This is a genomic window from Paenibacillus sedimenti (assembly GCF_014534655.1).
Classification (GTDB): Bacteria; Bacillota; Bacilli; order Paenibacillales; family NBRC-103111; genus Paenibacillus_E; species Paenibacillus_E sedimenti.
Map to the genome: position 1 here is coordinate 69435 of NZ_JACVVD010000004.1, position 18317 is coordinate 87751.

An 18317-nucleotide genomic window follows, 5' to 3' on the forward strand; every position below is an offset into this window, starting at 1 on the left:
TGCACAAGAAGTGTGATTTTTATCACACGGATCATTAAAACAGACAGCACTTTTGTAACTTTTCATTGAACCAATTGCATAATCCAGTCTTTAATGTCAACGATTCGCAGCGTTTTTGGCCGGGTATTCGTTCCGGTTATAATTAATGGGACAAGGGAATCTTTTTCATGCAGCGAGCCATGAGCCCCTCCGCCGATGTGGGTAGGGGAGCTTTCGCCGACGAGTTCATATCCGGGTTGGACCGTGACGACAACGTATCTTCCTTCATGAGAATGCATAGCCCCATACAGCCTCGCCAAAACATCAGGATACCTCCCATACTTGATGCTTTTGTTAGTAAGCTTAATATCCAGGAGACCCGGTTCGCCCGATAATGTCCATGATTGTCCATATTCATCCGTGTAGTCCCCACCGGGACGGTAAAAAAATAATTTATCGTTTTTCCCGGCGGTAATACGAACATTGTTATCCTCTTTCATTGCGATAATGTCAAGCTTGTCCTCATTTTGCAAAAGCTTCACGACGTCAGATAGCTGAACACCAGCATCGGTTGCATAGATATATGCCATTCTTTCATTTGTGGAAATCACAATTTGATCTTCGGTCCTTACAGGTTGATTTAATTTCGCAATGCGGTAACGGTTTAAAAGCGGTCTTAGTTCAACAGTAGCTGCCTGCCGATCATCGTAGACAACGCTTTGCGCACTGTCACCCATAATGATCCATATCGCATTTTGTAAAGCCTGCTCCCACGAACCGTAAGCGTTAAGCACAACCTGAAGAGCTTGATCCGCTTTTTCAATTCCACCCAAATGATCCGTGCCCTTTCTATGTACTGCATTATCATTCTCCGGAAAGTAAGTAATGGTTACATTCGGAAGCTTTTTCTGATGAATCAGAAATGCAGTGTCTTGTGCTGAAAATTCATCGTTCATCCCGAATTTTTTCCACATACGAGAATTTCTGTCATTCTTCGGGTCCAGTTGTGAAAAAGCCGCATAGGAAAACCATTTAGGTCCCGTTATTTTCATTTGATCCGGCACTCGTTTGCTGAATGAGATCAGGCGGGGGTTTGTTAAGGTATGTTGCGTTTTTCCTCTAAAAATAACAGCATTGATTGACGCGGAGTCTTTCCCTTTTTCGGCTAACTCTTCATGAATCGTTTTCGTTTCTTTGTTCAATTGAACCTGGTTTAACTGATAAATAGCATCCACAAGTACTTGCAGTTGATCTATTTTCAATGCTTCTTTGGCGCCATTTCCGTAGAAAATCATGCGATTCTCTTTGCCGCTGTACCAGACAAGTCCAGGCACATGATGCCGGTCTGCATACGTTCCCGTTAATAATGTGCTGTCGATCGTCACGGACATTGTGGGAAACGAACTCACAACCTGCGGGAAGTATTGCCCGTTTTTAAGCAGAAACTGAATTGCGGGCGCACGACCTGCTTGAATCGCTTCGTGCAATGGCTTATCCATTAAAGAATCAATCATGATGAATACGACAGGTTTGGCGCCTTGATTTGCAGTGATAGGGGACTCGACGCTCTGCTGATGAAGGCGCCCACCGGATTCCGCTCTGCAACCGATAATAAGCAAACTCAAACCCATCACCAGTAAAGTGATCATTTTATTATTTATTTTCATAGGTATACCCCTTTCTTGAAATCAAAACAAAATCAATTAAATCCCACCTCTTTATTAAAAGGGTGGGATTCAAAGTTAGCATGCTTTATGATTCGTTTTTCATTCACACATTTATCAAATTGAATCAGCAAAGGTTTCACGTCTGATGCGGATTACTCTTTTATGCAGACTATTTGGGTACAAAATTGTTTGAGGCCGTCCCAATGTCCCCATATACATTGTTGGCATTTATCAGGTTGTTTTGGTTTTCTGGGTTCTGTTGGGGGAATTAATATTTTCATGTAAAATTTCACTCCTTCTCTTATCAAACTGAAAATAAACATAACCATTTTGTGTAAATATTATGTAAAATTTAGGTTGTTTTCGCTTGAATTTTTTTCAATCTTAAAGGCAACATTATCTTTCGTGACCTAATCCGAAAGTTGGTGAATTTCCATTAACATTCCGTTCTCGCCTCGGCTCTATCACTGGTTTGTTCGTCCGAAATGGTTTACCAAAAAATATATTCACGATCACGTAAAGTCCCATTTTACATTTGACGGTCAAGCCGTACTGGATTTCGGCGCAGGTACTGGAGCAAACTGCGGTATGTTCCAACCGTTAAATTATCTTGGCATCGACCCTGATGCTAAGCGTATTGATTATGCACGGCGAATATATCCCAACCACAACTTCCAAGTGCTGGAAAATAATCATTTGCCCGTAGCTAATGAATCGATTGATTACCTCCTTATAATCGCTGTGTTGCATCATATTTCTTCGGATGAAATTTCAAATTATATGAAGGAATTTCAAAGAATTTTAAAACCTAACGGAACTATCGTTGTCATGGAACCTTGCTTATGTAAGAAGAAACCGTTATGCAACAGGTTTATGAAATGGTATGACAACGGAGAGTATATTCGTAATGAAGAAGAATATATTCAATTGTTTCGAGATCATAATTATGACTGTAAGGTCATGAAACGATTTCGAAAATGCTTTTTATACAACGAGTTATTTTTTTCAGCAAAATTAAACCCAATATAGAAAGCCGTGTTCAGCAATTGGAGAACTTAAACAGCCATGTGTATTTAGCATGGCTGTTACTTGTGTTTGCAGTAAATGGATCTAGCCGGATTGGCTCTTCTTCTGTTTCAATTTCCCCACAATGAGCAGCAGCAGGGGCAGACCGAGCATATTGACGGGAAGCGCTACCGGTACCCAGTAATTGAGCAAATAACTGCCGGTCGCTTGTGAAACGTTTTTAGGAAATAACGCAAATACCGTCACAACCGGGGCAACAAACCAAACCATATTTTTCCAATTTTTCACCTGCAAAAATTCGGCGGTTCCATAACAGGTGACGAACATATAGATGGACAATTTAATGAAAACGCTCGCTACCCATATCACGATTGCAATTGCATCGAAGTTTTCAAGGAATCCGAATAGCGATATTTTTCTGGACATCTCGAAGAAAGGGTACCACATTTTGGGTGTCAGATTGACCCCAACCGTGGCAACGGCCATAGCACCGGCAACCAGCGTAAAGAATGATGCGGTAGCGACTGCCCAGTATGCGTATGGCGCTCCTTTCTGCGGTTGATTTAAGAACGATGCGAGCATGAGATACTCTACGGCATGTCCAAGATATGAGGCAGGTCCGGCCGCTCCCATAAAGATCCCCATCATCCCGCTGTCCACAAATACCGGTAGTAGATTTTTCGCGTCGAGATCTTTAATGCTGGCAACCATAACAAGGATGACCATCAATAAGATGATCGGTCCCAGGACCTCGCTGCAGCGGGCGATCCCTTCAATCCCACCCGAATAGGTCGCATATGTGATTAATACCACCATAATCAGGATGACCGGGAGTTTCGGCGTCTCCTGAAGCAGCATGATTTGAACGAGGTCGCTGAATTGGCGGAGAACGATCGGGATAATGGTATACCACTGGACAAAGTAAATCACAACAATCATCCCGCCAAACCATTTTCCCATAATCGCTTGACTGAACCGAATCAAATCCTGGCCGGGGTAGAGAGGCGCCACCTTCGTCACCAGCAAGGTGATCAGCAAGGCGATGCCTCCGGCGACAAGAAAGGAAATCCAAATATCCTGTTTGGCAGCCTGCAGGCTTGGCGTGAGCGTCATGATTAGCGTCATCCCCAAATCCATAACGGCAATCATCCAGAAAACTTGTAAACCGGTCACTTTCATCCTTTGCCCCCCATTCCCTATTTATACTTTTGTATTTTCTGATGCGCAGGCGCTTGCGTTCTGCCCATCCGTTCGATTTGAATGTCAACTTTGACCTTGACCGGAACGTTGGGATAGATGTCCATCCACTGGTCCTTGATGGTTTTCCAAACATCAGGGTGTTCGATATGAACTTCCCTGCCAAAACTGAAAATATCCGCTTTTAACTCTTTTTGCGTGCGGGAGATCGTATCAGCGATCAGCTTGTGCATATCCTCCGAAATCTTCGCTTCAATGCGTTTCATGTTTGGGGCTTTGTTCATATCCAACTTTGTATTATTGGCCAGCCCCCGAACCGCAGCTTTGAATGTAACCGAAACTTCGGGGAGTCCGTCCTTTATGCTTGTGTGAATTTTCGTCGTTCCCTGCATCACTTCGACGGTGATTGTACCATTGAAATCTTTGTCTTTCGGTTCCACCTGCGAGGTGATAAACATCCCTTTGGCTTCTCCGTGCCACCAGCGCTTCGCCTTCAATTCCTCTTGCGACAAAAATCCGGTCAGTTTGTTCCCCCGGTAAACTGCCGCCCTATCGATTGTGAAGGATGGCTGGCCGGTGCCGGTTTTGATAATCCGTACAGCCCCGGTAATCGGTGATGCCTCGAAGGAGGCCACCGCATTCAGAAATTCGTCGATTTTGAACGATAAGCTGAATTCGCCGAACTGGATTTTGTTGATGCCGATAGCCGGAATTTCTTCCAGCAGGTATGTCGTGTTTAATACTTCTTTTGCCGTCGTTCCGAATGCCGTCACAACGAAACTGTTGTATCGGCTTTCGGGCGCACGCAGTAAATCGTCCAACACCTGATCGATCCCGTGTCTCGCATATTTTTCCCCGATTACGAGTACGCCCCGATGCCCCAAGAAGATTTTTCGGGACAATTGCTGCTGCAGCTTGCCAAGAATATCAAGCCCTTCTTTTCCTTTTGCCGAAACGACCATAACGTGTTCTTCCCTTTTTCCACCGCTTTGTAGAGCACTTGGAATTCCTAAGGGAAGGGCAATCTGCAGCGTAACCTCAAGCTGGCCGTCTTCACTGAGATCAAGTCCGCTGGCCATTACCAAAGCGAGATCGTCGATTTCTTCACGGTCCCAGCAGCCTGTGAATAATCCAAGGCATAAGATAAGAGCCAAGCTTACGTACAATATCCGGCTCGGGATCATTTTTTCTCCAACTCCAGTTTCTGCTGAATGTACTGCTGCCGCTTGCGCATCACCTTCCACGGAGCTCTGACCAATACGTCCACGATCCCGGACTTTTCGAACGGCGCAAGAGGCTTCAAATAGGGAACGCCGAAGGAACTCAGGTTGTTTACATGGATCAAAGTCGCAATCATGGCTGCGCCGACGCCGTACAGGCCAAACATCCCGGCGGCAATCACCATCGGAAATCGCAGAATGCTGATGGCCTGGCTCATACCCGGATGAGGAATCAGAAAAGATGCGATTCCCGTCAAGGATACGACGATAATAATCGGTGCGGAAATAATTCCGGCCTGTACCGCTGCCTGTCCGATGACGAGTGCACCTACAATGCTGATCGTCTGGCCTACCGGACGGGGAAGGCGGACTCCCGCCTCGCGGAGCGCTTCGAAGGTAATCTCCATAATCAGGGTTTCGACCATCCCCGGGAACGGAACGACTTCCCGCGCTGCTGCCAGGCTCAGCGCCAAGCTTGTCGGGATCATCTCCTGATGGAAGGTCGTTACCGCAACATATAGGGAAGGCATGGCCCACGCCAAAAAGGCAAACAAATACCTCAGCCATCGCAGCATCGTAGCGAAGATGAAGTTCATATAGTAGTCCTCGACCGTTTGAAACCCGTACCAGAAAGTAACGGGCGCGATTAACGCTATCGGCGTTCCGTCAACGAGGATCGCCACCTTCCCTTCAACCAGAGAGGCTGCAACCAAATCGGGCCGCTGTGTAGGCTGCATGGTAGGAAATGGAGAATATGTATGGTCGCTGATCATCTCTTCGATATAACCTGACTCCAATACGCTATCCATATCGATTGCTGATAGGCGTTTTTTTATTTCATCAATCACATTCTGCGGCGCCATATTTTTTATGTAGGTAACCGTTACGTCAGTTTGTGAGATCCTCCCTATGCTCATCCTCTCCATCTTCAGCAGCGGCGTTCGGATTTGATGGCGAATTAAAGACATATTAATCTCGAGTTTCTCAATAAACCCTAGCCGGGGACCGCGAATAACCGCCTCCGTACTCGGTTCCTCCAGTTGACGATGCAGATTATCTTTGATTTTGAAGGAAATTGCCTGATTATAAGATTCAATAAATATAACGACATTTCCCATGACGATGCTTTGAGCGATTTCATTCAGACCTTCGAGTTTTTCCGGCTGCACAACGGAAGACAAGTTATATGTAAATACGTCAAAGAGCTGCGCAGGGTAATCTATGACGACCGGTTCTTGTTTCATTAAAGATTCCAACAAACCATCGTCCCATGCTTTGGCATCGATCAATACTTCGAGGAAAACCGCCATGCAGGGGATGGAATCAAAGGCTTGGAATTTTCGAATGACAAGATCGGTGCAGTTTGAAAAAATTTCCTTGATCACCAATTCGTTATCATCCAGATTATCGAACAGTTCGGCATCAATCGCATATTCAAGCTCTTCCAGTTTATATTCGATATGATCAAGATGACTTTTTCTATTTTTCATAGGGTCTCTCCCAGATGAGTTGGTACAATGAATAGTGATTAGTTTCGATAGTTAAAATTTCCTTTTCACATAACTTTTCCCATTCCTTATCTGATTATTCTGCACATGGAAAACCATAATAAGGCCAACCCTCTCGGGCTGACCTTATATGTATGAAGGTATATTTTCCTTTATAGCGAACAAACTTAGGAGTAGGGTATCGTTATATCAAGGGTTTTTCGCATGAAAGAACAGTTATGGAAGGACAAAAAAATGAAAGGTATCTTTTGGAAAGGCGCGTTTTTTTTATTTATCGTTGCTTTATCAGGGGTTGTGCTTTATTATTCCGTTTCGAAAGGTTAACTAAAATAGGTTTGGGCCAGCTTCTCTGCTGTACGCGTAGCCAGCGCTTGAGTCGTAAGCGTCGGATTCGGTCCTCCGATTCCGTTGAAATGCACGCTGTTATCAGCAATATATAAACGTTTGACTTGGAAAGCCTCACAATTTGAATCTACCACGAATCCCATACGCATTGTACTTTCAAGATGGAGCAGCCAGCCGGTCGGCGAGTCTGTTCGGATGATTTTTTTTGCGCCCGCATGCTGCAAGGATTCACATGCATATCTGGCTAATTGATCACGCCTTTGTAAGGTTTTCTTATTGGGGGTGTAGTAGATAACCGGAATCGGCCCGTGCTCGTCTTTCAGCAGCGGATCGACTTCCACCCTGTTGTTATAGAGCGTATCATCGTCAGTAAGAAGCAGATACGTCATCGTCCGGCTGTAGTTCAACATCAGCTCTTTCAGCGCCGGTCCGACGACCCTGCCCCGAATATCCCACGGCTCTCCCGGTTCAGGCGGGTTCAGAGCATCATACCCCGCTTCGCTGAAGCCGTAGGTCAGGTAGGACATCAATCCGGGGCTCAGACAGGAAACCTGAAAAATTCCGATTCCCGGAATATCGACTCTGGCTCCGGACGTGTGTCCCATATACGGATAAACAGACGGTGATCCCAGAATGCTCATCAAGTCCTTCTCGTCGAATACGCCTCCAACCCAATCAAAATAATGATTGGTCAATCCTCTCCCCACCCAAGGGTTGTGAGGCAGCCCGGAATTCATCCACAATCGCGGTGTTTCGATGCAGCCCGCCGCCATGACAACCGTTTTGGCCGTCAGTTCACCGATTTCTCCTGTCCACGTATCCCGAAACTGTACGCCGGTTGCACGAAGTCCCTCTTTCGGATCAAGCTCCGTCAAAATTTTGATCGCAAAGGAGTTGGGCCGAATGGAAACGTTCCCGGTCTTGAGAGCCAAGGGAACATAACTGACGAGCGTGCTGCGTTTAGCGATTTTGTCTACGGAGGGACCGGCTGTGCATCCGTTGACGCAATGTCCTCGCAGGGTGCATCCTTCCATCTCGTGTAATTGATCCATCGTATAGTTGGGATCCATCAGATGTTTGTTAGGGGGAAGAATCGCATTGGGATTCGGGCGATAACCCGGGGTTACGACATCAAGCGTCGGAATCAGCGACCATCCTGCCTTTTTGACTCCGTAGTAAAAAAGCTCTTCTTTCGGCGTCGTCGGCGAGAACTGAACGGGCAAAGTAGCTTCGGCTTTTTCATAATAAGGAATCAGTTCCCGGTAACTGATCGGCCATACATTGTCGACAGCAGCAGGGAACGCACGCGGTGACTGTGTCCAGTAATGCTGTGTCGTGCCCCCGACGCCTGACGCCTGCCAAACCTCTCCTTTCTGCCGCATGATCCGATGCCAGGGCGTACGGCGGCGATCGGCCGGTCCGAAGCGAATGACGCCTGAAACAGGATCGTTCATGTTATTTTCATACGAATCGTAAACCTTCTTATAAATTCCCACATCCAGATCTGCGTGATCGGAGCTCCATTCCCCGCCTCGCTCGCTGTTAGGATTCGGCCACTTTCTGTTTCCAGTCCACTGCCCTGCTTCCAGAACCAGTACTTTAAGACCCAGCTCTCCAAGCTCCTTGGCCACGACAGCGCCGCCGCCGCCGGACCCGATTACGATTACATCGGCATCAAGCATCTAACGGATCTCCTCCTTTGTTCCATTGCGCTCAATCGTCAGCATAAAACCGCGAAGAGCCCGGTAACCCTTGGATACACCCGGATAGCCAACCTGCTTCCAACTGATTGGAAAATATTCTAATCTTCGTTCCTCCGGTGTTTTCAGTCGTGTCGATCCGTAAGCGGACCATTCCGAGTAAAAACCAAACATCGTTCCCCGGTTCAGATAATCAACGATAAAGGTAATGAGTCCGCCGTCATCTTTATACGGGGGCGGTAAGGTGCCGAGATCAATATCCAGCTGTTCCAGCATCGCTAATACCCGAATACGGTCCCGCGGAGAGAGACTGGCAAAGGGACCTCCGCCCCAGACTGCATAAAATTGAGGATCAAGTGCCTTTCCGGATGCAATATACTGAGCCGCACCGTCGTTGAGCAGCATGGCTGTAGGAGCTGCCATTGGAATATCTTCCAGATAGTACCCTAAAAAAAGCGAAAGATTATGATCTAATTCCCAAATCATATACTCGTGAATACACAGGTCTACCGCGCCTGCGGCATACGCTTCTCCATAGATGGCATATGCAGGGGAACTCGGGACTATCGCTTCGACCAACGCCTTAAAAGTTGTTACTGTTTGTGAATCTGAGATTGAACTATATTCATGTTTCGGATTCATTGTGGGACACCTCCGCATTAAGCAGGATATTATCCAATCCAATTATCTATATATTAAATTTGTATATAAGTTATTCGTATCTAATGAAAAAAAGAGTCAGCCAGATTTGAAGCATCTGAACTGACTCTTTTTCGCATTCACCTAAACGTTAGATGTTTTTCGACGATTCCATCCACACTTTCAAACGATAGCGGTTCTTCTTGGGATTCGAGCTCTGCAGCGATCTCGTAAAACTTTTTTTGTACATCACTGCTTGATATAGAGCTGTAGTCCTCCTCCACTTCGTCAAGAAAGCTAAAAGATTCATACGGCCAGTTGGAGAAGGCTGCGGTCCACGCACCAATTCGGACCCCGGCATACAGGAGTTGCGCTTGAGACCTGGAACATCCCCCTGCAAGACAGGCATAATAGAACATTACATCTGCAGCTTTACGGGAAATCGTTTGATCGTTACAAGCGATATCATGTACGATGGATGCGCGACGATAGTCTCCTGTGTAAGGCGAGCCTACAATTGCCCACAATGCAGATGGAATGCTTGCGCCGTCAATCACTGCATCACGTACTGCAATCCAACGGTTCCCGTCAGGATCTTCATACCAAAAATCTTCAAGCAGCTTCATTTTGCGGTCGTCACCTGACTCAACAAGCCATTCCGTCTTCGGGTTTCCTGAGAATTCACCAAATCCTTCCGGCATAAACCCGCCTCCTCTAGAATTGTTAATTGTCCGCCAATTTCCGGTGACTATTCATTCGTAAAAGAATCCCCTTCCCCTTCCGGTTCAGACAAACTTCGTTAGAAGGAGGACCTAATGAGCCGCACGAACTAAGGATGCACTTCGATCGCAGGATTTCGTAATAGCTTGAGATATGGCGGATAAAAGAAAGAACAATTAATGAACTAAAGATCATAACGAAGATACGAAAGCCCGTCGCAATGGGCCATTTTCTATTGGTATCAACAACTGCTGTTCTGCTCATATGCGATGTCTCCATTCCTCTTTTCATCCCTTCCGGACCAGCTTGCATTGGAAATATTATATCAATTAATTCCCAAATATACCTATACAAATTTCCCGATTCAAATGGGGATGGGCTACCCTCGCTTGCGGGAATAACCGTTTGTTATCATTTGAATCAAGGAAAGCAAATCATATATGGGAGCTGAACATGGTGACAACAGAAAAAGTAGTGAAATGGCTTGGATTTATTTGTATTTTGGCAGGGGTTTCCAGGATGGGGATGACGCCGGCAGGACTTATTTGGGGATGGGATAGTCCGCTGGAATTGAGCTTCGGCTATACGGCAAGCGTGTTGATGGCGGTCTGCTCCTTCGCCTTCTATTTGGCTCAATCGAAAGAAACTGGCGTACTCGGATTCGTAACCGCGTTTATCGCCTCAGTCGGCAATGCCGTCATTTCGGGGCAGCAGTATGGTATTTTCGCTTATGAAACTTATGCAGATAAGGGGCTTTTCGTCAATATAACCGGAATGATTGTAGGTATTGGGATGATGGCCGGAACTATTCTTCTGGCATTCGTGACCTTCCGCGCCAAAGTTTTCCCCCGCTGGAATGTGCTCCTATTTATCATCATGCTGGTTTCCTTCGGCATACCTTTCCTTCAGGATTGGTTCGCTTTCTTCTGGGGGCTTGCCTACGCAGGTATGGGTTATACCATCTGCACAGGCAAGTATTTAAAAAAAGACCAGCCTTTAAGAGACAGCCTTCCGGTTCAAAAATCCTTATAACCCTCCCCTCCCCCCGAAACTCACCTCGACTACAAAAAACACTACTGACCCCAATGTGTCAGTAGTGTTTGCTGTTTCAGGACCTATTTGCCGTTTCCAACTCATTTGGCGATTTTTGAATGCTTACGCCCGAATCGTTTACGTATCTGATGGACCGTTAGAAGCAAAATTGGAATTACAACGCTAAGAAGAGGCAAGAACACACCCATGATAACTTCTTTCCCTTTAAGTGCAAACTCAGACCAGTTGCCCGCTGTCACCATCGAGGAGAAAAGAATGGTTATTCCTATTGGCAACACCACCCTTTGCGTCTTCTTCACGCGGAACAAATCCGCTGCGACGATCACTGCGGCATAGCAAGTAATAGCGCATTTGAAGAAAGCATTAATAATCAATGTGAGAATGACAATGGCATCCATCCGTTGCAGAAAATCCGCTATATTCACTTTGCTAATCGTTAAAAATAAAGGAAAGGTAGATCGACCGTAAATATCAGCTCCAAGAACAGAAATCTCAACAGCATGAGTGAAGCTTAATATGAGGCCGCAGCATAGCAGGGCAATGATTCCCGCCCTTCTTCCCGATTGAGTTTTATTCAAATAGGGAAGAATTGTCGTAAAAGCAATCATCTCTCCGAAGGGAAACATAAGTATATTGCGATAAGCCGACTCTATAATAGGCTTCCACCCCTCGCCAAACAAAGGAAACAGATTATTCGTATTAATGATACCGGAAACGAAAACGACAATAAATCCAAAAAAGCCCAATAAAACCATGATAAGCATGTGGATTTCTCCTGTTCTTGCCAACACTTCTATCCCTTTATGCAGTACATAAATGACCGCTAACATCAACAAGGCATTGATCGCAAATAGCGGCGTTTGGTCATAGGCAGTGGTTACCAAGAGCTCGCCGGTTTCCCGCAAAACTCTAGCATCATTATAGATAAAGAAGCCAAGATATAAGAGACTTATTGGCCAACCGATATAGTTACCGAGAATTTCCCGGACATAGCCGCTTAGAGGCAGATCGGGGTACTGACGATAAAGATAATCATATACAATAAATAACAGGCAGCCACCAATTAAAGCCAATAATATCGATATCCAAACGCTTTGTTCCGATACAAATCCTATGGGCAGAACAAGCGCGGTACCAAATTCAAACAAAACGATCAAGACAAACAGTTGCCTAACATTAATTTTCGCGTTTTCCAACCCCCGACCCTCCCTTCATTCTTTCGAGGTTCCTTCTTGTTCGGATATATAGGGTTTTATCCGCATGCCAGAACGCCGTATGAATGCATCCACCTCGACGTCTACCTTGCTTTCGGCAAATGTCTTGCCCCATTCTTTCTTCATTTTATTCCAAGCTTTCGCATTTGCCCGATTCACAGCTTCCCCAAAACCGAAAATATCGCTCTCCTCGTTCTGGGCGGCTTTCACTGCTTCCAAAACTTCTTTTTTTGTCTCCGCTGCCAATTGTTTTTCCAGATTTGTGATTTCTTCAACCTTGGTCAAATCAAGTGAACATTTTATTTCGCTTAGATTTCCTGTTTCCCGAATATGAATATGGAAAACCGGTTTCCCATTTTGAATCTCCACTTCAACATTCGTATGGGATCGAATAATTTCAATGCCAACGGCATCCTTTTTATCTTTACAATCCAGATCAATAACGGTGCTCTTCATTTTATTTCGAATCCATAAAGCTCCACGTCCCTCATCTCCATCCAACCATCCCTTTAGTTTTCCGTTCTTGAAAATGGCGATTCCCGAGATATTCACCTTTGTCGACAGGTCACTCTGCTGTACATTTAAGGTCTTTTTTCCAACCTCCTGATCTCCTATGACATTTACCCCGCTGATCATTGGCTCTCCTTGGCTTACCAACGGCCTAATCACGTCATCCATTTCGACTTTTATGTTCTCCGACCAAATTTTTGACGTCATTTTTATTTTACCCGCAATCGCATTTGCCGGAATTTTCTCGAGCGGCGTAAGCATCTTGACAAGCGGCTCAGCTTCGCTTCCTCTGGCTATGAGTACCATCGTAGTAAGACGGATTTCGTGGGACCGTTCAAAAAAATCAAATAAATCTTGAATTCCTTCTTTCGCCAATGGTTCTCCAATGATCAGCACCTGCATATGCGAAAAGAAAAGCTGTCGCGGTACTTTTTGCGATGTTTTGCGGATCGCTTCGAAGAGGGATTTTCCAGTCCCCGAATAGACGGTAATAGGCGAATCCGGTTGTCCCCCTGCGCCTCCTGTTGCTCCTAATGCAACACTGCCGGGATTTATGATTTGAAACGAAACCTTGTATTCATTCACTTTCGGCGTTTTATCTATCCCCATTGCCGCGACAAAGGCTAGCTCTTTGAGCTCTCTTCGATTCCAGCAGCCTGTCAGAGGCAGCACCAGCCATAAAATCACGACGATTCGGATAACTTGTTTTGCTTTCATTCGTATCCTCCTCGTGCTCATGCTGTGTTATTCCTTCGGGGGAGAAGGCTTCATGTCTTGCTTCATCCGAGTCATATTTTTTGGGCTGATCAACCGTGGACGTGTAAGGAAGGACCATAACGGTAGACGCAGTACGGCATCCTTCTGATCCGCAGGAATAAACGGGGCAAGCGGAGCCATATAAGGAACCCCGAAAGAGCGCAAGCTGCATAAATGGGCAATGAGCATCATGTTGCCGATTGCCAATCCGTAAAAACCGAAGGTCGCAGCCAAAAACATGAGCACAAATCTGAGTAAACGAACCGAACTTGCCATATTGAAAGCCGGGGTGGCAAAACTGGCAATCCCCGTAATCGAGACCACGATCACCATCGCCGATGAGACGATCCCGGCTTGTACCGCTGCCTGCCCCAGTACGATCGCGCCTACAATCGATACCGCTTGGCCGACAGCCCGCGGCATTCGTACGCCGGCCTCACGCAAAATCTCAAAGCTGGCCTCCATTATGAAGGCCTCGACATAAGCAGGGAAAGGAACTCCTTCCCTTTGCGCGGCCAAACTGATTAAAAGGGGGGTGGGAATCATTTCCTGGTGGAAGGTAATGGCCGCGATATAGATGGAAGGCCCCCATAATGAAATAAAAAATGTTACATACCTTAACAAACGTACCGCTATTCCAATATCAAAACGTTGATAATAGTCTTCAACAGACTGAAAATACATAAAAAACGTCGTCGGCAAAATGAGGACAAACGGCGTTCCTCCCACTATCAGTGCAATTCGGCCCTCCAATAAATTCCCGGCTACGGCGTCCGGTCGCTCGGTACTGTATATGGTTGGAAAGGGGCTCGTCGGCTGATCTTCAATCAATTGTTCGATATAACCGGATTCTAAAATGCCGTCGATTTGGATATCGTTTAGCCTAATCTTTACTTCCTGCAAAAGTTGATCGTTAACGATTCCTTTGATATACATGATCGCGACCGTTGTATGTGTGACATGTCCGATATTCATGGTCTCCAACCATAGATTGGGACTTCTGATCCGCCGGCGAATAAGGGATACATTGGTCGCAATATCCTCGGTAAAACCGTCCTTAGGCCCGCGAATGACTACTTGGGAAGTCGACTCCGAGAGCTCTCTCGATTTTCCGCCTCTCGTATCGCCGCTTATGGCCTCCGCCGAGCCATGAATCAAGATGACCGTATTGCCTGACAAAATGGACAGCATTAATCCGTTCCAATCCTTAATGACTTGAACTTCACCTATGGCCAGGGCATTTTTTTTAATATAATCAAAAACATTCTTATCCGATGCCGTATTTTTCAAGGTATCTTGAGCGGTGTCGTTCATCAAGGAGCGCATGATAAAATCATCGACTACCACCTTGTCGGTTAAATTGTCAATAAAAACTGAAGCTGCTTGAACCTTGGAGTTTCGAATTTCAAATTCCCTGATTTTAAGATCGGGACTATTACCAAGCGCCTGACTAATCTGTTGAAGATTTTGTTGCAAATCGAAGTACAGGGGAAGTTCATTTGAATAACCAACCATTTCTTCATTTTGGTTTCGTGTTGCCCCGTTGTTTTGTTTACGAAGTCGCCACCAATTGAACATGCTGATCCCCTCCTTCTACACATGACAGTTATTAACAATTGAAGCTGTTTTTAAACAACATGTATGTAGATGATTCGATTGCCAACAATATTAATGGTGATATGAACAACATTTCAACCAAGGCAGGTGTTTGTACTTGAAAAATTGGGGTATCTTGTTCTTGGCTATTTTATTAACTTTGAGCGTTGTTATTATAAGTGATCAAATAATAGGTCTGAAACTTTCTATATCTTTAAGAAACATAGTAAGCCCTTTTCAAGAGATGTCATTACCGGAATACGTTATTTTAATCATCGTGCTATCCATGATGTTCGTTCCATCCATTGTTTCCTTTGCAATCAGTCTCTTTAAGCAACGGAGATAAGCTGCTTGATCCACTGGTTCTCGCGCATTCGTTTCAGTGCGATACCGTTCAGATGCTATAGTACGGAAGGCAGGGCTTCAGAACTGACCATTCTCACTATCGTTCGGGTAACTTGTACAAGTGACGGCTCGGCGGACATACAAAAGAACAACCGTTAATCCAACGGCTGTTCCTCTCCAATGGTCAACTGACAATTACGCAATCTCGTCCTCCAATCGAACGGTGAACTTCAGCATGCCGCCCCGGACTTCGGATACGAAATCCCGTCCGGCCAGCCGGGTGCCCCCGCATGCGAACAAGGGAACGGCGAAATTGACCAATCGTTCAATTAAAACTGCACATGCGTTCCCTCCTCAGCAAGAAGCTCACCCACAGTATAAAGCTTCTTGGTGCGGCGAGGGGTCCAGGCCCGCAACGTCCCCGATCGTCAGGATTACCGTGTGGCCGAGCCAGTCGGTCTATTCAACCTCTTGTTCTTTAAGTGGATAAGCCGATAACAAAGTATAATCCCTATACGTACGAAATTCACTGATGCTGCCGGGCCTAAACGTAGTACGCCCCGCCTATCATATTGCCGATGTGAATACCACAACGAACTTTATTATCTACTTACAATCTTTATTTTCCTTCACCAATATTGATACAGGATAATAAGGTTTGTTATCGATGCGTAACCTATCCATGTTCCGTTTGATAAGTTTGTAGTTGGGCGTAGTGCTATTCAGCTGGGGTTCATTATCGATTCTCATTCCATGAAGATAATTATCATTTCTGCAAAGCAAGTAAAGCCTGATTATATTGAAATTCTTCCCAGTTTTTCACATCCTAAGATAGCGGCTAAAAAAAAAAGAAACCGGAGTAGATATCATTAAAGAAGACATACCTATTTTACTAAGTGCAGGTGCAGTATCGACAATCTGTTATTTCGTTACAAGGAAGTTATTCCCTCTTACTTTGTCAAAACTGCCCAATATCTTAACGAGGCTGCCGATCCCGTTAGCGTAATTAACCCTAAAAGTGAAAAAGTGAATGTTCACAAAAGTGAACATTCACTAACGAACTCTATTTTCTACTAACAAACTTTATTTTCCCTGTTCATCAGCAAACGGTACTGTTTCTCTAGTCCATTGATATTTCCACAGTGGTTTTAAGAATAGTTCCCACTTTAGAACATTATTGCTCTCTGGATCCTTATAGTTCATACGTTTCCAATCTACTACTCCGAAGTGTTCAGCTGTTCTTCTAATCTGCCTAAATTCTTTACTAAGTAGATCCTATGCTTTATACGTCCCAATAAAGACAATTGGAACTCCAAACATATTTTTCAATGTAACAAAAAAGTTTAATATTTGGTCTTGTCCACCAACATTTGCTTCAAGCAAATGCTATATCTCATCAATAACAAGAACGCCAATTCGATAAGTTGCTGCCAACTGGGCCATATCAGGAATAAGCTGATCAGCAGTCGAACCTGCTTTAATATGAGTTTGATAGTAATTAGTATTACCTAATATCCTATCTTACATACCCATCTCTGATCAAAATAGAAAGAGCTTGTTCGATTTGCAAAGCAGGTATATTATATCAAAAGATCCTGTCGTTGGTGGGCAATCCTTCCAAAAAGAAATAAGCCCCAATAACCTAGGGCTGCTGTGATGAAATATTACATTATCTCACCAAATACAATCAATTAAGACTTGGGCTTTATAGTAAAAAATCATTAATTCAAAAGACCCACATCACAACAACTCAATTCGAAACAAATCCTCTAATTCCTTCCCCAATAAATCACTCAATTTTTTGGCAGTCGCAGGTCCTACTGATTTAACGGATCTTTCCAGTAGGCTAATATAAGCATGACTTAAACCCGATTTCTTCGCAAGTTCTCTTTGGGAGTAACCCTTTATTATTCGCGCTTTGATGAATACATCAGTCTTTGCCATTATTCTCATAACTCTGCGACTCCCCCTTTTCTCTATTGTTTACAACTGCAAATTTCATTAAATCACTTTACTTCAGGTTAAATGACTTTATTTCATCTCGCCACATTGATGCAAGAAAATAAAGTTTATTAGTGACATCTCAATATTTCAGCAGCTTTTAAGATTTCCTTATAAACGAAATTACCTAGAGTAAGTTTATTATTGAGGGACATATCCAATCGGTGACGACAATAAATCTGGAAAATAAAGTTTGTTATTTATATATGCAGTCTACCACTAAGACACTCATGTCAAGCATAGTATTTTCAAACTGTTATAATCCAAGTAGGCTTCAATACCTGTAAACTTTTTAATGATCTATAACAACCCAATGTGAAATCATCCTCCATTTTACTGAGAACCATTAAAGACTTAGTACTTAGCTTAAATTCCAAGAATAATTTATTAGTTTCAATACAGACCAGATAATCAATGTCTAAATATTCATACTCGGAGCCTGGAGAAAAATGCGAATACGTACAGGTCCCATTTTCAAGTTCCACGCCACCACAGCCCATAAAATGAGTGTCTTCATCTTTATCAAAATCGGTTATGCCTTTTGCCCAATATACGTAGCGACGTAATTTTGGTGTGTCCTCCCAATCATCTCTTTGGATGATAATAGTATCAGTGTTCCATTGATTCAAGATATATTCAATAGAATTACGACAATCTACAGTGTTTTTCTCGCTTTCCAAATTAAGCAAATTGTTTGTGGTTAACTCTTTCATAACGGAACTCCTCGTATTGTAATTTACTGTTGCAAACCCGACTAACGAACTTTATTTTTCATTAACACACTTTATTTTCTACTAACGATCTTTATTTTCCTGAATCACACATATCTCCGCTTGCCCCC

General features: G+C 44.4%; 16 protein-coding genes. 4 read left to right on the forward strand and 12 right to left on the reverse strand.

Annotation, left to right across the window (positions count from 1 at the left end):
* Positions 1 to 62: 62 nt before the first annotated feature.
* Positions 63 to 1646, reverse strand: coding sequence for an alkaline phosphatase family protein (locus ICC18_RS12985; protein WP_188174854.1), 1584 nt, complete (start codon positions 1644 to 1646; stop codon positions 63 to 65).
* Between the two features lie 504 nt (positions 1647 to 2150).
* On the opposite strand from ICC18_RS12985, the gene ICC18_RS12990 reads away from it, so the two are divergent.
* Positions 2151 to 2675: a class I SAM-dependent methyltransferase gene (locus tag ICC18_RS12990; RefSeq protein ID WP_188175311.1), complete on the forward strand. Its 525-nt coding sequence runs from the start codon at positions 2151 to 2153 to the stop codon at positions 2673 to 2675.
* An 81-nt stretch (positions 2676 to 2756) separates the two neighbouring features.
* On the opposite strand, the gene ICC18_RS12995 is transcribed toward ICC18_RS12990, so the two are convergent.
* From ICC18_RS12995 to ICC18_RS13020, 6 genes are all read right to left on the reverse strand, one after another.
* Positions 2757 to 3851 (reverse strand): GerAB/ArcD/ProY family transporter, encoded by a 1095-nt coding sequence (locus tag ICC18_RS12995; RefSeq protein ID WP_188174855.1) that lies wholly within the window; start codon positions 3849 to 3851, stop codon positions 2757 to 2759.
* A gap of 17 nt (positions 3852 to 3868) precedes the next feature.
* Positions 3869 to 5053 carry a Ger(x)C family spore germination protein gene (locus ICC18_RS13000; protein ID WP_188174856.1) on the reverse strand — a complete coding sequence of 395 codons (1185 nt, stop codon included), beginning with the start codon at positions 5051 to 5053 and terminating at the stop codon, positions 3869 to 3871.
* Positions 5050 to 6579, reverse strand: coding sequence for a spore germination protein (locus ICC18_RS13005; protein ID WP_188174857.1), 1530 nt, complete (start codon positions 6577 to 6579; stop codon positions 5050 to 5052). Before ICC18_RS13005 ends, ICC18_RS13000 begins: the two co-directional genes overlap by 4 nt.
* Positions 6580 to 6917: 338 nt before the next feature.
* Complete coding sequence (locus ICC18_RS13010; RefSeq protein ID WP_188174858.1) at positions 6918 to 8624, reverse strand: GMC family oxidoreductase N-terminal domain-containing protein; 1707 nt, start codon at positions 8622 to 8624, stop codon at positions 6918 to 6920.
* Positions 8625 to 9284, reverse strand: coding sequence for a gluconate 2-dehydrogenase subunit 3 family protein (locus ICC18_RS13015; protein WP_188174859.1), 660 nt, complete (start codon positions 9282 to 9284; stop codon positions 8625 to 8627).
* A 137-nt stretch (positions 9285 to 9421) separates the two neighbouring features.
* Complete coding sequence (locus tag ICC18_RS13020) at positions 9422 to 9982, reverse strand: DUF1353 domain-containing protein (protein ID WP_188174860.1); 561 nt, start codon at positions 9980 to 9982, stop codon at positions 9422 to 9424.
* Positions 9983 to 10454: 472 nt separating this feature from the next.
* Between ICC18_RS13020 and ICC18_RS13025 the strand changes: the two genes are divergently transcribed.
* Positions 10455 to 11033, forward strand: coding sequence for a hypothetical protein (locus tag ICC18_RS13025; protein ID WP_188174861.1), 579 nt, complete (start codon positions 10455 to 10457; stop codon positions 11031 to 11033).
* Positions 11034 to 11134: 101 nt separating this feature from the next.
* Here ICC18_RS13025 and ICC18_RS13030 read toward each other — a convergent pair whose 3' ends face one another.
* Genes ICC18_RS13030 through ICC18_RS13040 form a run of 3 tightly spaced genes read right to left on the reverse strand, consistent with a single transcriptional unit; the run spans position 11135 to position 15112 of the window.
* Positions 11135 to 12250, reverse strand: a complete 1116-nt coding sequence (locus tag ICC18_RS13030; RefSeq protein ID WP_188174862.1) for a GerAB/ArcD/ProY family transporter — start codon at positions 12248 to 12250, stop codon at positions 11135 to 11137.
* 15 nt (positions 12251 to 12265) lie between these two features.
* Entirely contained in the window at positions 12266 to 13495 is a 1230-nt protein-coding gene (locus tag ICC18_RS13035) for a Ger(x)C family spore germination protein (RefSeq protein WP_188174863.1), read from the reverse strand.
* Positions 13496 to 13522: 27 nt separating this feature from the next.
* Entirely contained in the window at positions 13523 to 15112 is a 1590-nt protein-coding gene (locus ICC18_RS13040) for a spore germination protein (RefSeq protein ID WP_188174864.1), read from the reverse strand.
* A 136-nt stretch (positions 15113 to 15248) separates the two neighbouring features.
* Between ICC18_RS13040 and ICC18_RS35045 the strand changes: the two genes are divergently transcribed.
* Entirely contained in the window at positions 15249 to 15476 is a 228-nt protein-coding gene (locus ICC18_RS35045; RefSeq protein ID WP_512699398.1) for a YczF family membrane protein, read from the forward strand.
* Between the two features lie 752 nt (positions 15477 to 16228).
* Positions 16229 to 16348 carry a hypothetical protein gene (locus tag ICC18_RS34755; protein WP_188174865.1) on the forward strand — a complete coding sequence of 40 codons (120 nt, stop codon included), beginning with the start codon at positions 16229 to 16231 and terminating at the stop codon, positions 16346 to 16348.
* An 867-nt stretch (positions 16349 to 17215) separates the two neighbouring features.
* On the opposite strand, the gene ICC18_RS13050 is transcribed toward ICC18_RS34755, so the two are convergent.
* Both ICC18_RS13050 and ICC18_RS13055 read right to left on the reverse strand, forming a co-directional pair.
* Positions 17216 to 17428 (reverse strand): helix-turn-helix domain-containing protein, encoded by a 213-nt coding sequence (locus tag ICC18_RS13050; RefSeq protein WP_188174866.1) that lies wholly within the window; start codon positions 17426 to 17428, stop codon positions 17216 to 17218.
* 296 nt (positions 17429 to 17724) lie between these two features.
* Positions 17725 to 18189, reverse strand: coding sequence for a hypothetical protein (locus ICC18_RS13055; RefSeq protein WP_188174867.1), 465 nt, complete (start codon positions 18187 to 18189; stop codon positions 17725 to 17727).
* Positions 18190 to 18317 lie beyond the last annotated feature (128 nt).

What these genes read in the sequence shown, in the direction of transcription:
- ICC18_RS13020 (WP_188174860.1), bottom strand. Translation starts at nt 9,982, where the DNA reads ATGCCGGAAGGATTTGGTGAATTCTCAGGAAACCCGAAGACGGAATGG.
- ICC18_RS12995 (WP_188174855.1), bottom strand. Translation starts at nt 3,851, where the DNA reads ATGAAAGTGACCGGTTTACAAGTTTTCTGGATGATTGCCGTTATGGAT.
- ICC18_RS13000 (WP_188174856.1), bottom strand. Translation starts at nt 5,053, where the DNA reads ATGATCCCGAGCCGGATATTGTACGTAAGCTTGGCTCTTATCTTATGC.
- ICC18_RS12985 (WP_188174854.1), bottom strand. Translation starts at nt 1,646, where the DNA reads ATGAAAATAAATAATAAAATGATCACTTTACTGGTGATGGGTTTGAGT.
- ICC18_RS13055 (WP_188174867.1), bottom strand. Translation starts at nt 18,189, where the DNA reads ATGAAAGAGTTAACCACAAACAATTTGCTTAATTTGGAAAGCGAGAAA.
- ICC18_RS13005 (WP_188174857.1), bottom strand. Translation starts at nt 6,579, where the DNA reads ATGAAAAATAGAAAAAGTCATCTTGATCATATCGAATATAAACTGGAA.
- ICC18_RS13050 (WP_188174866.1), bottom strand. Translation starts at nt 17,428, where the DNA reads ATGAGAATAATGGCAAAGACTGATGTATTCATCAAAGCGCGAATAATA.
- ICC18_RS34755 (WP_188174865.1), top strand. Translation starts at nt 16,229, where the DNA reads ATGAAGATAATTATCATTTCTGCAAAGCAAGTAAAGCCTGATTATATT.
- ICC18_RS13040 (WP_188174864.1), bottom strand. Translation starts at nt 15,112, where the DNA reads ATGTTCAATTGGTGGCGACTTCGTAAACAAAACAACGGGGCAACACGA.
- ICC18_RS13010 (WP_188174858.1), bottom strand. Translation starts at nt 8,624, where the DNA reads ATGCTTGATGCCGATGTAATCGTAATCGGGTCCGGCGGCGGCGGCGCT.
- ICC18_RS13025 (WP_188174861.1), top strand. Translation starts at nt 10,455, where the DNA reads ATGGTGACAACAGAAAAAGTAGTGAAATGGCTTGGATTTATTTGTATT.
- ICC18_RS13015 (WP_188174859.1), bottom strand. Translation starts at nt 9,284, where the DNA reads ATGAATCCGAAACATGAATATAGTTCAATCTCAGATTCACAAACAGTA.
- ICC18_RS13035 (WP_188174863.1), bottom strand. Translation starts at nt 13,495, where the DNA reads ATGAAAGCAAAACAAGTTATCCGAATCGTCGTGATTTTATGGCTGGTG.